Annotated in this window: 12 protein-coding genes; 10 read left to right on the forward strand and 2 right to left on the reverse strand. The window is 64.8% G+C overall.

The window, feature by feature from the left end:
• The first annotated feature begins 29 nt into the window (after window positions 1-29).
• Window positions 30-917: a 4-(cytidine 5'-diphospho)-2-C-methyl-D-erythritol kinase gene (locus ACZIRK_RS30575; protein WP_130225600.1), complete on the forward strand. Its 888-nt coding sequence runs from the start codon at window positions 30-32 to the stop codon at window positions 915-917.
• A 196-nt stretch (window positions 918-1,113) separates the two neighbouring features.
• On the opposite strand, the gene ACZIRK_RS30580 is transcribed toward ACZIRK_RS30575, so the two are convergent.
• Window positions 1,114-2,124, reverse strand: coding sequence for a polyprenyl synthetase family protein (locus tag ACZIRK_RS30580; protein WP_130225599.1), 1,011 nt, complete (start codon window positions 2,122-2,124; stop codon window positions 1,114-1,116).
• A 169-nt stretch (window positions 2,125-2,293) separates the two neighbouring features.
• Here ACZIRK_RS30580 and ACZIRK_RS30585 point away from each other — a divergent pair, with 169 nt between their 5' ends.
• From ACZIRK_RS30585 to ACZIRK_RS30615, 7 genes are all read left to right on the forward strand, one after another.
• Window positions 2,294-2,521 carry a putative signal transducing protein gene (locus tag ACZIRK_RS30585; RefSeq protein WP_028166900.1) on the forward strand — a complete coding sequence of 76 codons (228 nt, stop codon included), beginning with the start codon at window positions 2,294-2,296 and terminating at the stop codon, window positions 2,519-2,521.
• Window positions 2,514-3,290: a methyltransferase gene (locus ACZIRK_RS30590; RefSeq protein ID WP_130225598.1), complete on the forward strand. Its 777-nt coding sequence runs from the start codon at window positions 2,514-2,516 to the stop codon at window positions 3,288-3,290. The genes ACZIRK_RS30585 and ACZIRK_RS30590 overlap by 8 nt, the downstream gene beginning before the upstream one ends.
• Window positions 3,291-3,524: 234 nt before the next feature.
• Entirely contained in the window at window positions 3,525-4,436 is a 912-nt protein-coding gene (locus tag ACZIRK_RS30595) for a S49 family peptidase (RefSeq protein WP_130225597.1), read from the forward strand.
• A gap of 214 nt (window positions 4,437-4,650) precedes the next feature.
• Window positions 4,651-4,842 (forward strand): hypothetical protein, encoded by a 192-nt coding sequence (locus ACZIRK_RS30600; RefSeq protein WP_028166903.1) that lies wholly within the window; start codon window positions 4,651-4,653, stop codon window positions 4,840-4,842.
• Window positions 4,843-5,057: 215 nt separating this feature from the next.
• Window positions 5,058-5,993 carry a glycine--tRNA ligase subunit alpha gene (locus ACZIRK_RS30605; protein WP_130225596.1) on the forward strand — a complete coding sequence of 312 codons (936 nt, stop codon included), beginning with the start codon at window positions 5,058-5,060 and terminating at the stop codon, window positions 5,991-5,993.
• Window positions 5,993-8,107: a glycine--tRNA ligase subunit beta gene (gene glyS, locus ACZIRK_RS30610; RefSeq protein ID WP_130225595.1), complete on the forward strand. Its 2,115-nt coding sequence runs from the start codon at window positions 5,993-5,995 to the stop codon at window positions 8,105-8,107. The genes ACZIRK_RS30605 and glyS overlap by 1 nt, the downstream gene beginning before the upstream one ends.
• Before the next feature lie 235 nt (window positions 8,108-8,342).
• Window positions 8,343-9,434, forward strand: coding sequence for a hypothetical protein (locus tag ACZIRK_RS30615; RefSeq protein WP_130225594.1), 1,092 nt, complete (start codon window positions 8,343-8,345; stop codon window positions 9,432-9,434).
• 124 nt (window positions 9,435-9,558) lie between these two features.
• Here ACZIRK_RS30615 and ACZIRK_RS30620 read toward each other — a convergent pair whose 3' ends face one another.
• The gene (locus tag ACZIRK_RS30620; protein ID WP_028166907.1) at window positions 9,559-9,921 is read right to left on the reverse strand and encodes a DUF1236 domain-containing protein; all 363 of its coding nucleotides are present in this window, start codon (window positions 9,919-9,921) and stop codon (window positions 9,559-9,561) included.
• Between the two features lie 351 nt (window positions 9,922-10,272).
• Here ACZIRK_RS30620 and ACZIRK_RS30625 point away from each other — a divergent pair, with 351 nt between their 5' ends.
• Window positions 10,273-10,428, forward strand: coding sequence for a DUF3096 domain-containing protein (locus ACZIRK_RS30625; RefSeq protein WP_080663951.1), 156 nt, complete (start codon window positions 10,273-10,275; stop codon window positions 10,426-10,428).
• Between the two features lie 91 nt (window positions 10,429-10,519).
• Window positions 10,520-13,459 carry a pyruvate, phosphate dikinase gene (gene ppdK, locus ACZIRK_RS30630; protein WP_165435187.1) on the forward strand — a complete coding sequence of 980 codons (2,940 nt, stop codon included), beginning with the start codon at window positions 10,520-10,522 and terminating at the stop codon, window positions 13,457-13,459.
• Window positions 13,460-13,500: the final 41 nt, after the last annotated feature.

The following is a 13,500-nucleotide window of genomic DNA, read 5'->3' on the forward strand; positions in this document are numbered from 1 at the left end:
TCCAAAGCTATTATGGGGGCGGTTTGTCGATGCCGGCGCTGATTGAGGACGCACGTGCCAAGGTCAACCTGACCCTGCGGGTGATCGGGCGGCGCGTCGACGGCTATCACGACCTTGAAAGCGTGGTGGCGTTCGCCGATTGTGCCGATCGCCTGACGCTGACGCCGGGCGAAGAACTCACGCTCACGACGTCAGGGCCGATGGCGGAGGCCTGCGGCGAGACCGCTGATAATCTCGTGCTGAAGGCCGCGCGCCTGCTCGGCGAGCGCGTTCCCGGCCTGAAGGCCGGCAGCTTTGTGCTGGAGAAAGTGTTGCCGGTGGCCGCCGGGATCGGCGGCGGTTCGGCCGATGCCGCGGCGGCGCTGCGGCTGCTCGCGCGACTGAACGATCTCGCCCTCGACGACGAGCGTCTGCGTGACGTTGCGCTGAAAACCGGTGCCGACGTGCCGGTCTGCGTCGCCTCGCATGCCTGCGACATGACCGGGGTCGGCGAGACGCTGATGCCGCTCAACCTGCCGAAGCTGCCGTGCGTCATGGTCAATCCGCGGATCCCGGTGGCCACCAAGGACGTGTTCGCGGAGCTTGGCTTGCGCCCCGGCGACCTCCTGGTCGGCGCCACCGACGTGATGCTGCAGGCGCCGTCCTGGCCGGAGCAGGGCGGCTCGCTCGAAGAATGGGTCGAGGCCCTTGCCGGCAGCTCGAACGACCTGGAAGCGCCGGCGGCGCGCATCCAGCCGGTGATCGGCGAGGTGATCGCCGCGCTCAACGCCACCGATGGCGCCTGGCTCGCGCGGATGTCCGGCTCCGGCGCCACATGCTTTGCGATCTACGAGAACACCGCCGACGCCCAGCGCGCCGCCGAGAAGCTGCGCCGCCAGCACCCCATCTGGTGGGTGCATTCGGGCGTGCTGAGCTGAGACTGATTTGTAGATCTTGTAGGGTGGGCAAGGCGAAGCGTGCCCACCATCACGAGCGGAGTGCGGATGGTGGGCACGCTGCGCTTTGCCCACCCTACGATTCCAGCTTCGTAGGATGGGTAGAGCGAAGCGAAACCCATCATCGTACCGCAAGTACCGATGGGTTTCGCTGCGCTCTACCCATCCTACGCGTCGCTCAATGCGAGCGCGCCAGGCAGAAGGCTACGACCTGCTCCAAGGCGGTCTTCATCGGTGAGGGCGGAAACAGCGCCAGCGCGTCGACGGCCATGGCGCCGTAGTGGTGGGCGCGGGTCAGCGTGTCCTCGAGCGCGCGGTGCTTGGTCATCAAGCCGATGGCGTGGTCGAGATCGCCGCCGCGGATTTCGCCTTGCTCCAGCGCCCGGACCCAGAACTCGCGTTCGCTATCATTGCCGCGGCGAAAGGCCAGCACCACCGGCAGCGTGATCTTGCCCTCGCGAAAATCGTCGCCGACATTCTTGCCGAGTTTGGCGGACTTGCCGCCATAGTCGAGCACGTCGTCGACGAGCTGGAAGGCGATGCCGAGATTCATGCCGACCGAGCGGCAGGCGGTCTGCTCCGCCTTCGGCCGGTTGGCGATGACGGGGCCGACCTCGCAGGCGGCGGCGAACAATTCCGCGGTCTTGCCGCGGATCACGGCGAGATATTCATCCTCGGTGGTCGCGGTGTTCTTGGCGGCGGCAAGCTGCATCACCTCGCCCTCGGCGATGGTGGCGGCGGCGGAGGAGAGGATGTCGAGCGCGCGCAACGAGCCGACCTCGACCATCATGCGGAAGGCCTGGCCGAGCAGGAAGTCGCCGACCAGCACGCTGGCCTCGTTGCCCCAGAGCATCCGTGCCGACAATTTGCCGCGCCGGAGCTCGCTTTCGTCGACCACGTCGTCATGCAGCAGGGTTGCGGTATGCATGAACTCGACGGCGGCGGCGAGCTTGATATGGCCGTCCCTGGAATAGCCGGAGAGCTGGGCCATCGCCAATGTCAGCATCGGCCGCAGGCGTTTTCCCCCGGAGGAGATCAGGTGGTTGGCGACCTCCGGGATCATGGTGACCTCGGAGCCGGTCCGCGTCAGGATGGTCGCATTGACGCGTTCCATGTCGGCGGCGACCAGGGTGACCAGCGGGTCTATCGAAGCGTTCGACGGGTTTTCAAAGGGGACAATAACCGCCACGCTGGTCTCCAAATTTGCCGAATTCACACTATCCTAGGGCGTGATCCGGCAACTCGATCACCGCGCCTGAAGGCTACAATAGAAACTGCGCGCTGGGGCGGCAATAGTACGAAGCTGTTGACATCTGTCGCATGGTCTGCGCTGGGCATGAAACATGGAGAACGAACACTTGCGGGAATTGGTCCGAACCAATGACATGGTGCTGGTGTCTGCGATCACAGCATTGCTCGACAGCGCCAATATCCATCATCTGGTGCTGGACCAGAACATGAGCGTCATCGAGGGATCGCTCGGCATCCTGCCGCGGCGGATCCTGGTCCATGAGGACGACAACCGCGCCGCGCGCGAGTTGTTGGCCGATGCGGGTTTCGCGCATGAATTGCGCGCCGATGAGTGAAGACGTCACCGAGCACGGTGACGACGTCAGCGAGGACGCCTTTCTCGGCGGACGATTGCTGCTGCGACAGCTCAAGTCGGGTCACCGCGCCGGGCATGACGCCATGCTGCTCGCCGCCGCGACGCGCGCGCGTCACGGCGATTGCGTGGCCGATCTCGGCGCGGGCGTCGGCGCCGCCGGCCTTGCGCTGGCCAAACGCGTTGCCGGCATCGGTCTGGTGCTGGTCGAGATCGACGCGCAGCTTGCGGCACTGGCGCGCGCGAACGCCGCCGCCAATGCGATTGCCGCTGAGGTGATCGTGCTCGACGTCGAATCGTCAGCGGAGGCCTTTGCCGCCGCCGGCCTGCCGCCCGATAGCGTCGATGTCGTGCTGATGAATCCGCCTTTCAATGATTCCAGGCGCCACCGCGCTTCGCCGGACCGGGCCCGCGAGGTCGCGCACATCGCGTCGGCGAAAACCCTGCCGGGCTGGATCCATGCCGCGCGGCGCATCCTGAAATCCGGGGGAGAATTGACGCTGATCTGGCGCGCCGATGGCATTGCCGAGGTATTGGCCGCGCTCGATCGCGGATTCGGCAGCCTTGAAATCCTGCCCGTTCACGCCGATGTGACCGCGGCGGCGGGCCGCATCCTGCTTCGCGCGGTCAAAGGTGGCCGCGCGCCGACGCGCCTCCACGCCGCTCTCGTGCTCAATGACGAGTCGGGCGTGCCTAATAAAGAGGTACAGGAGAGCTTGATGGGGAAGGGGATATTGCCGCTCGCCGGATGAAGATGCCGGACCGCGGACGTGTCGTGTTACTGCTGCGGGAGCCTGTCCGATTGCCGTTCGGGTGCTGCGGTAAAGTGAACCGCCGCGAGCAGGGTACCGATCAGCAAAATCAGCAGATAGATTTTCATCTTGCTCTCCGCTGCGCGATTGCAGCTAGAACACCGCGATGCAAGGGGCGTTCCATCACTGGATGACAGTGGTGCGATAAAAAACGGTTAATTCGAGGTAACGGGAATGAGTGAACAAAGAATTGATCGCCCCGGGCTGCCGGGCTTCCTCGAGAGGCTCGAGGGCTGGCTGCCGGCGCGGCTGCGGCGTGGCATGGCTGTGGTGCCGGTGGTGCGACTGTCGGGCGTGATCGGCGCGGTGACGCCGCTGCGGCCTGGCATGACGCTCGCCGGCGTCGCCAAGACGCTCGAACGCGCGTTCGCGATCCGCAACGCCAAGGCGGTGGCGCTGGTGATCAATTCGCCCGGCGGCTCGCCGGTGCAGTCACGCCAGATCTATTTGCGGATCCGGCAGCTCGCCACTGAGAAGAAGCTGCCGGTCCTGGTGTTCGTCGAGGACGTCGCGGCCTCCGGCGGCTACATGATCGCCTGTGCCGGCGACGAGATCTTCTGCGATCCGTCCTCCATCCTCGGTTCGATCGGCGTGGTCGGCGGCAGCTTCGGCTTCCAGGAACTGATCCGGAAGATCGGCGTCGAGCGGCGGCTCTATACCGCCGGCGAACACAAGGCGATGCTCGATCCGTTCCTGCCCGAGAAGCCCGAGGAGGTGGCGCGGCTGAAGTCGATCCAGCGCGAGATCCACGAGATTTTCATCGCGCTGGTCAAGCAGAGCCGCGGCGCGCGGCTGAAAGGCGCCGACGATGTGCTCTTCACCGGCGAATATTGGGCGGGCGAATCCTCTATCACCCTCGGCCTAGCGGACGGGATCGGAGACCTCCGCTCGACGCTCCGCGCCCGCTACGGCGAAAAGGTGCTGACGCCGGTGATCGCGCCCGCGAGCGGGCTGTTGTCGGGGCTCCTGGGCAGGCGGGCGCCGGGCGCGGGTTCGCTGGCGGCGCTGGACCCGCTCGGAGGACTGCCGGACGATTTGATCTCGGCGCTGGAAACGCGGGCGATCTGGGCAAAATTCGGGTTCTAGACCTTCGGTTCTGATTGGAATCAGAACCGAAGGTCCAGATTCTTTATTTTGACGCGTTTTCTTCACGCGAACCGGTGTCCACTTCGCTCGAAAACGCTTTGAAGCTGCTGCCGTTTGCCGCACCCGATACCAAAAGGTTGATTGCGGGCCGCCCCAGCTTAAGCGAAAATACTAGGTATTGGGGGCCTGAGAGGTGAACGACAAGGATCGACCGATGCCAGCCATGATCGCATTTGCGGGCGTTTTGGGAGGGCTCGCCGTGGTCCGCTGGGCCTATCGCACGGCCGTGCGGATCAACGAGGAACTGGAAGAGGCGCGTCGCGCCCACATGGCCGAGGCCGTCAGCCGCAACGAGATTCCGACCCTGCGCCGCGACCCCGTCACCGGCGCCTACCGGCCGGGCTAGGCCTCGCATACTCGTCATGCCCGGGCTTGACCCGGGCATCCACGCCCTTCCTGCGGATGCCAAAGACGTGGATGGCCGGGACAAGCCCGGCCATGACGGCGCACGTGGGACGCGTCTTTCGCGCAGTCGGCAGGTGCGTTCGCCTTGATTCCCCGTCTTCGCGCCGATACGGTCCGCGCGCTTTCAAACCCCTCATCGCGAGACCGATGCCGACGATGGATTCTCTGCCTGCCCATATGCGCCCGGAACGCTCGTTCCAGGGACTGATCCTGACGCTGCAGCGCTACTGGGCGGATTACGGCTGCGTGATCCTGCAGCCCTACGACATGGAGGTCGGCGCCGGCACGTTCCATCCCGCCACGACGCTGCGCGCGCTCGGCCCCAAGCGCTGGAACGCGGCCTATGTGCAGCCCTCGCGCCGGCCGAAGGACGGCCGGTATGGCGAGAACCCCAACCGGCTCCAGCACTATTACCAGTTCCAGGTGATCCTGAAGCCGTCGCCGCCTGACATCCAGGAGCTTTATCTGAAATCGCTGGCTGCGATCGGCGTCGATTCGGCGTTGCACGACATCCGCTTTGTCGAGGACGATTGGGAGAGCCCGACGCTCGGGGCCTGGGGGCTGGGCTGGGAATGCTGGTGCGACGGCATGGAAGTGTCGCAGTTCACCTATTTTCAGCAGGTTGCGGGCGTCGAATGCGCGCCTGTCGCGGGTGAGCTCACCTACGGGCTCGAGCGGCTGGCGATGTATGTACAGGGCGTCGACCGCGTCTACGACCTGAACTTCAACGGCCGCGAGGGCGCCGAGAAGGTGAGCTATGGCGACGTGTTCCTGCAGGCCGAGCAGGAATATTCGCGGCACAATTTCGAGATTGCCGATACCGCGATGCTGTTCGAGCAGTTCAGGATGGCCGAGGAAGCCTGCAAGAAATATCTCGCGGCCGGCTGGCGTGAGGGCGGCAACCAGCGGGAGCACCTGATGGCGCTGCCGGCCTATGACCAGTGCATCAAGGCAAGCCACGTGTTCAACCTGCTCGACGCGCGCGGCGTGATCTCGGTGACGGAGCGGCAGAGCTACATCCTGCGGGTGCGCGAACTGGCGAAGGCCTGCGGCGAAGCCTGGATCCACACCGAAGCCGGCAGGGCCGCCTGATGCCTGATCTTCTGCTCGAACTGTTTTCCGAGGAAATCCCCGCGCGCATGCAGGCGAAGGCGGCGGACGATCTGCGCCGCATGGTGACCGACAAGCTCGTCGCCGAGGGATTGGTCTACGAAGGTGCCCGCGCGTTCGCGACGCCGCGGCGGCTGGCGCTGACCGTGCACGGCATTCCGGCGCGGCAGCCGGACTTGAAGGAAGAGCGCCGCGGCCCCCGCGTCGGCGGGCCTGAGCCCGCGATCCAGGGATTCTTGAAGGCCACGGGTCTTGCCTCGATCGACGATGCAAAAATCCAGAGCGACAAGAAGGGCGATTTCTACATCGCGCTGATCGAGAAGCCGGGCCGGCCCGCGCTCGACGTGCTCGCCGAGATCCTGCCGGTCATCGTCAGAACCTTCCCCTGGCCGAAATCGATGCGCTGGGGCGCGCGTTCGGCGAGGCCCGGCGCGCTGACCTGGGTGCGTCCGCTGCACGCGATCACCGCCACCTTCGGTCCGGAGACCGAGGAGCCGGATGTGGTGAATTTCTCGGTCGATGGCATCGAGGCGGGGCAGACGACGTTTGGCCACCGCTTCATGGCCCCGGCTGCGATCTCCGTGCGCCATTTTCATGACTACGAAGCCAAGCTGCAGGCGGCCAAGGTCGTGCTCGATCCGCAGGCGCGCAAGGACGTGATCCTGGCGGATGCAAAGACGCTGGCGCAGGCACAGAACTTTGAATTGGTCGAGGACCAGGGGCTGCTGGATGAGGTCGCCGGCCTCGTCGAATGGCCGGTCGCGCTGATGGGCGCGTTCGACAAGGAATTCCTGTCGATCCCGGACGAGGTGATCCGCGCCACCATCCGCAACAACCAGAAATGCTTCGTGGTCAGCGATCCCAATACGGGCAAGCTGACCAACAAGTTCATCCTCACCGCCAACATCGAGGCCACCGACGGCGGCAAGGCCATCGTCGCCGGCAACGAACGCGTGATCCGCGCGCGGCTGAGCGATGCGAAGTTCTTCTACGAGACGGATCTGAGGACAAAGCTCGAGGACCGGCTGCCGAAGTTCGACCAGATCGTGTTCCACGAGAAGCTGGGCACGCAGGGCGCGCGCATCAAGCGGATCGAGCGATTGGCCGCGGAGATCGCGCCGCTGGTCGGCGCCGATGTCGAGAAGACCAAGCGCGCCGCGCATCTCGCGAAGGCGGATTTGCTGACGGAAGTCGTCGGCGAATTCCCCGAGCTGCAGGGGCTGATGGGCAAGTACTACGCACTGGCGCAAGGCGAAGATGCGTCGGTCGCTGCAGCGAGCGAGGAGCATTACAAGCCGCAGGGGCCGGCAGATCGTGTGCCGACTGATCCCGTGAGCGTCGCGGTCGCGCTGGCGGACAAGATCGATACGCTGGTTGGCTTCTGGGCGATCGATGAGAAGCCGACGGGGAGCAAGGACCCGTATGCGCTAAGGCGCGCGGCGCTCGGGGTGATCAGGCTTATCCTCGAGAACAATATTCGTACCAGCCTCATCAAGACGATCACGACCTTTGTCAGCACGTTGCTTGAGAGTGATGCTGTAAAGGCCTCTGAGAGTCCGATTGCTATCGCGCCGTCGCTGTTGGTCTTCTTCGCCGATCGCCTGAAGGTCCAGCTTCGCGACCAGGGCGCGCGGCACGATCTCGTCGACGCCGTGTTCTCGCTCGGCGGACAGGATGATCTCCTGCTCGTGGTCCGTCGTGTCGAGGCGCTCGGCAAATTCCTCGACACTGATGACGGCAAGAACCTGCTCGCGGGCACCAAGCGTGCGGGCAACATCCTTGCGATCGAGGAGAAGCGGGACAAGCGGACGTTCGACGGCGCGCCCGATCCGTCGCTCTATCGGCAGGACGAGGAGAAGGCGCTGGCGCAGGCGATCGATCAAGTCAAGCGTGAGGCAAGTAGCGCGGTAGCTCGTGAGGACTTTGCCGGTGCGATGAGCGTGATGGCGACGCTGCGGCCGGCGGTCGATGCGTTCTTCGACAAGGTCAAGGTCAATGACGACGACCCGCAGGTGCGCGAGAACCGGCTGAAGCTGCTGAATGAGATCCGTGCCGCGACGCGCGCGGTGGCGGATTTCTCGAAGATCCAGGATTGATCCTGACGCTGTCATTCCGGGGCGCGCGAAGCGCGAGCCCGGAATCCATTTCGCCGCGTACTCTGCCGCCCGATGGATTCCGGGTTCGTCCTTCGGACCCCCCTGGAATGACGGCGACAGGGGCGGCGGAAATATCCCGCAACATTTACGCCCTGTTAACCACGTCCTGCCAAGGTCGCGACGTGTGAACGGTTTCTTAAGGAAATCGCCCGCGCGCAAATGCAGGAATTTCCCGATGACCTCCATCGGCACGGCGCTCAATCCTTACGCCCAATATGGTTCGGCCTATGCGCGGGCGGCGGCGACGCCGTCGCTGGCATCGACGCTGTCCAATGACAGCGCGACCAACGATCCGCTCGCGTCCAACAGCGCGACCAACCTGACCTTGTCGGAAGCGGCCCGCGCACAGCTCGCAAAAGGGGCGCCGCTCGACTTCACGATAGTCACGAACGACGCACGCGCGACGCTCGACCGGCTCTATGCGGCAGCCGGCGTGAAGGGGCCGCTGGTCGACGGCAAGACCACGATCGATCTCTCGAGCCTGGATCGGCGCTCGCTGTTTGCGATCTCGACCAACAATGGCGGCAAGTTCAGCCCCGATGAGCAGGCGGTGGCAGCCGGCGCGTTGAAGCAGCGCTTCGATGCCGCGCTTGCGCCGTCGCTGGCGACCACGCGTCTGACCGGCGACTACAATGTCAGCTACAAGGCAGCGCTGGATTATCTCGATGGCGCGAGCCCCGAAGAGAAGGCGACGGCGACCTGGGCCGCCCAGCGCGCCGCGGTGTTCAAGGGCTATCAGGCGACGCAGACGGACCCGACGGTGGCGCCAACGGGAATTGCCGGCGATCCGATCGCGGCGGCGCTTGCCGGCACGGTCACGCCTACGCCGAACAAGAGCCGTGACTTCAGCGATATCGCCGGCGACGTGCGCGGGTTTCTCGATCGTCAGAAGAGCGAGGCGGCCAGCAATGGCAAGGAGCTGGTCTATGATCCCGGGCGCAAGACCGGGCAATTGGCCGATCTGTCCCCACTCGACAACCGCTCGCTGTCGGCAATCACCCTGAATCAGGGCAATCGCTTTTCCGGCGAGGAGGTCTATGCGGCCAAGCAGGAATTGAATGCGCGGACCCGCGCCTCGATCCTCGACGCGCTGAAGCAGAGCCAATCGACCGGCGATCCGCGCCAGCTCAGCCTAGGCATCCTGAAAGCCTATTCCTCGATGAGCACCGAAGAGCGGCAGGCCGCGAATTGGACGCCCGAATTCCAGGATGCCGCGATCAAGAACTACAAGTCGACATCGACGCTGCTCTCGATGCTGCGATCGTAATTTGACAAAGCAAAGCCCCGCCTGGAGGGGAGGGCCAGGCGGGGCTCTTGGGTCCGGTCGCTGTCGCGCACATCCGCTTGCACGGCGCCCGGACTACTCGCTCAAGGCGAAAGCTGGTTGATCGCTAGTCGATCACCTGAACGATACGGCGCGAGCGCGGCTCGACCAGCACGGTCTCGCCGTTCACGACGGTGTAGCGGAACGGCGTTGAGCCGAAGCGCTGCGGTACGTCGTAGACTGTCACGCCGGTTTCCGGCAGCACGGTGCCGACTGCCACGCGATCGGAAATCGTATAGTCCGGCACGCGTTCGCGGACGACATATTCACGGAATGCCGGCCGCTGGTCGACCGTGATCCCGCCACCTTCTTCGACTACGACGGTGTTGCCGCCGACGACGCCGGTGGTGGTCCTGCTCTGCGCCTGCGCCGCGACCGGTGCACTGATCGCGCACGCCATCGCTGCAACGGCAAGGAATCGGTTTCGCATGGCTCACTCCTTCGCGACGATTTTGCGTTAAGGCGGGTCTCCTTTCGAGACGCCGCGAGTGCTGGCTTTTTGCCGATGCACAATGTGAGGCCAATGCATCGCGAGCGTCGATGTTCCGCAAAAAGCGCGGCCATATCCGCGGCAATTTTGAGCAATTTTCGTGGATAGCGGAACCGATTGAAGCGTCAAACGTCTCAAATAGCTGGCCGTGCTGGCGGGTGGGGCGGATCCTAGGTTTGACGCGTTTCCTTCATGCGAAACCGGTAACACTTCGCTCGAAAACGCGATGCCAGTACAATACCCGCCTCGATTCGATTTCCTTTCCGAACAAATCCGCTGGAGCTTCCTCAAATGGTCATCACCGCTGCGCATGTCCCTGCCATCGTGGCCCTGATCGCAGGCATTCTGATCCTGGTCATGCCGCGGCTGCTGAACTTCATCGTCGCGATCTACCTGATCTTCGTGGGCCTGGTCGGCATGGGGCTTTTACGCTGGCTGCATTTGTAGGATCGAAACGCCGTTCGCAGCTTGCGCCCGACACACCAAAGTGGTGTAAGGCGCCCATCTTCTTGCCCCTCACTCCGGATTGTTGAAAGCCATGGCCAAAGCCGTCGCCAAGTCCAAGAAAGCAGCAGAGAAAAGCGCAGCGAAATCAAAGCCATCCGCCCCGGCCCGCAAGGCCGCCCCGGCGGCGCGAAAGGCGCTGAAGAAGAGCGCGCCAAAGGTGGCGGCAAAAGCTCCCGCCAAGGCTCCTGTTGCCAAGGCTCCTGTTAAGGCTGCTGCTAAGGCCCCCGCCAAGCCGGTGGCAAAATCCGTGACGAAAGCGCCGGCGTCAAAGCCGGCCGCGGCGGCGATCAAGCCCAACAAGTGGGTCTTCACCTTCGGCGACGGCAAGGCCGAGGGCAAAGCCGAGATGCGTAATCTGCTCGGCGGCAAGGGCGCCAACCTCGCCGAGATGGCCAATCTGGGCCTGCCGGTGCCGCCCGGCTTCACGATCCCGACCTCGGTCTGCACCTATTTCTACGAACACGAGAAGACCTATCCGAAGGAGCTGAAGACGCAGGTCGAGAAGGCGCTCGATTATGTCGGCAAGCTGACTGGCAAGATCTTCGGCGACGCCAAGAACCCGCTTTTGGTCTCGGTCCGTTCCGGCGCGCGGGCCTCGATGCCGGGCATGATGGACACCGTGCTCAATCTCGGGTTGAACGACCAGACCGTGGAGGCGCTGGCCGATCTCTCCGGCGACCGCCGCTTTGCCTATGACAGCTACCGCCGCTTCATCACGATGTATTCGGACGTGGTGCTCGGCTTCGAGCACCATCACTTCGAAGACATCCTCGACACCTTCAAGGACAGCCAGGGCTATTCGCTGGACACCGACCTTACCGGCGACGACTGGGTCGAGCTGGTCGGCAAGTACAAGGAAGCGGTGGAGCGCGAGACCGGCCATCCGTTCCCGCAGGATCCGCACGACCAGCTATGGGGCGCGATCGGCGCGGTGTTCTCCTCGTGGATGAACGCGCGCGCGGTCACCTACCGCAAGCTGCACGACATTCCGGAGTCCTGGGGCACTGCCGTCAATGTGCAGGCGATGGTGTTTGGCAATATGGGCGAGACGTCGGCGACCGGTGTCGCCTTCACCCGCAATCCCTCGACCGGCGAGAGCAAGCTCTACGGCGAATTCCTGATCAACGCGCAGGGCGAGGACGTCGTGGCTGGCATCCGCACGCCGCAGGACATCACCGAGTACGCGCGTCAGGAGAGCGGCTCCGACAAGCCCTCGATGGAAACCGCGATGCCCGACGCTTTCAAGGAGCTGACGCGGATCTACACGCTGCTCGAAAAGCACTACCGCGACATGCAGGACATGGAGTTCACGGTCGAAGAGGGCAAGCTGTGGATGCTGCAGACCCGCGGCGGCAAGCGCACCGCGAAGGCGGCGCTGCGCATCGCCGTCGAGCTCGCCAATGAGGGCCTGATCTCGAAAGAAGATGCGGTGACGCGGATCGATCCGGCCTCGCTCGATCAATTGCTGCACCCGACCATCGATCCGGCGGCGACGCGCGATATCATCTGCACCGGCCTGCCGGCTTCGCCGGGTGCGGCGTCCGGCGAGATCGTGTTCTCCTCCGACGAAGCTGCCAAGCTGCAGGCTGACGGCCGCAAGGTCATTCTCGTCCGTGTCGAGACCAGCCCAGAAGACATCCACGGCATGCACGCGGCCGAGGGCATCCTGACCACCCGCGGCGGCATGACCTCACATGCCGCGGTGGTGGCGCGCGGCATGGGCAAGCCCTGCGTCTCCGGCTGCGGCGCCATCCGCGTCGACTATGGCCGCGGCACGATGAGCGTGGGCTCGCGCACCTTCAAGGCGGGTGACGTCATCACCATCGATGGCGGCATCGGCCAGGTGCTGGCCGGGCGCATGCCGATGATCGAGCCGGAGCTGTCGGGCGAGTTCGGCACGCTGATGGGCTGGGCCGATGCCGTCCGCAAGCTCGGCGTTCGCGTCAACGGCGACACCCCTGATGATGCGCGCACCGCGGTGAAGTTCGGCGCCGAGGGCATCGGGCTCTGCCGCACCGAGCACATGTTCTTCGAGGAGACGCGCATCCGCACGGTGCGCGAGATGATCTTGTCGGAAGACGAGCAATCGCGCCGCGCCGCGCTGTCGAAGCTGTTGCCGATGCAGCGCGCCGACTTCGTCGAGCTGTTCGAGATCATGAAGGGCCTCCCCGTCACGATCCGCCTGCTCGATCCGCCGCTGCACGAGTTCCTGCCGCACACCCAGGCCGAGATCGAGGAAGTCGCGCGCGCGATGAACACCGATCCGCGCCGGCTCGCCGATCGCGCCCGCGAACTCGCCGAGTTCAACCCGATGCTCGGCTTCCGCGGCTGCCGTCTTGCGATCGCCTATCCTGAAATCGCCGAGATGCAGGCGCGCGCGATCTTCGAGGCCGCGGTCGAAGCAGGCAAGCGCACCGGCAAGGCCGTCGGCCTCGAGGTGATGGTGCCGCTGATCGCCACCAAGGCCGAGTTCGACCTGGTGAAGGCGCGGATCGACGCCACCGCGCATGCGGTGACGAAGGAGACCGGCGCCAAGCTGACCTACCAGGTCGGCACCATGATCGAGCTGCCGCGCGCCTGCCTGATGGCCGGCAAGGTCGCCGAGACCGCCGAGTTCTTCTCCTTCGGCACCAACGACCTGACCCAGACCACTTACGGCATCAGTCGCGATGACGCCGCGAGCTTCCTCGGCACCTACATCGCCAAGGGTATCCTCGAGATCGATCCCTTCATCTCGGTCGATCGCGACGGCGTCGGCGAGCTGGTCAGGATCGGCGTGGAGCGCGGCCGCAAGACGCGTCCCAACCTCAAGGTCGGCATCTGCGGCGAGCACGGCGGCGATCCCGCTTCCGTCGCGTTCTGCCACGAGGTCGGGCTCGACTATGTCTCGTGCTCGCCCTATCGCGTGCCGATCGCGCGTCTGGCCGCAGCGCAAGCGGCGCTCGGCAAGGCGATCGCGAGCCAGGCGTGACGCTTAGCGCCGGCTGACAACTAAGAGCATCTCGTCATGCC

The sequence above is a fragment of the Bradyrhizobium sp. Leo114 genome (assembly GCF_055229415.2).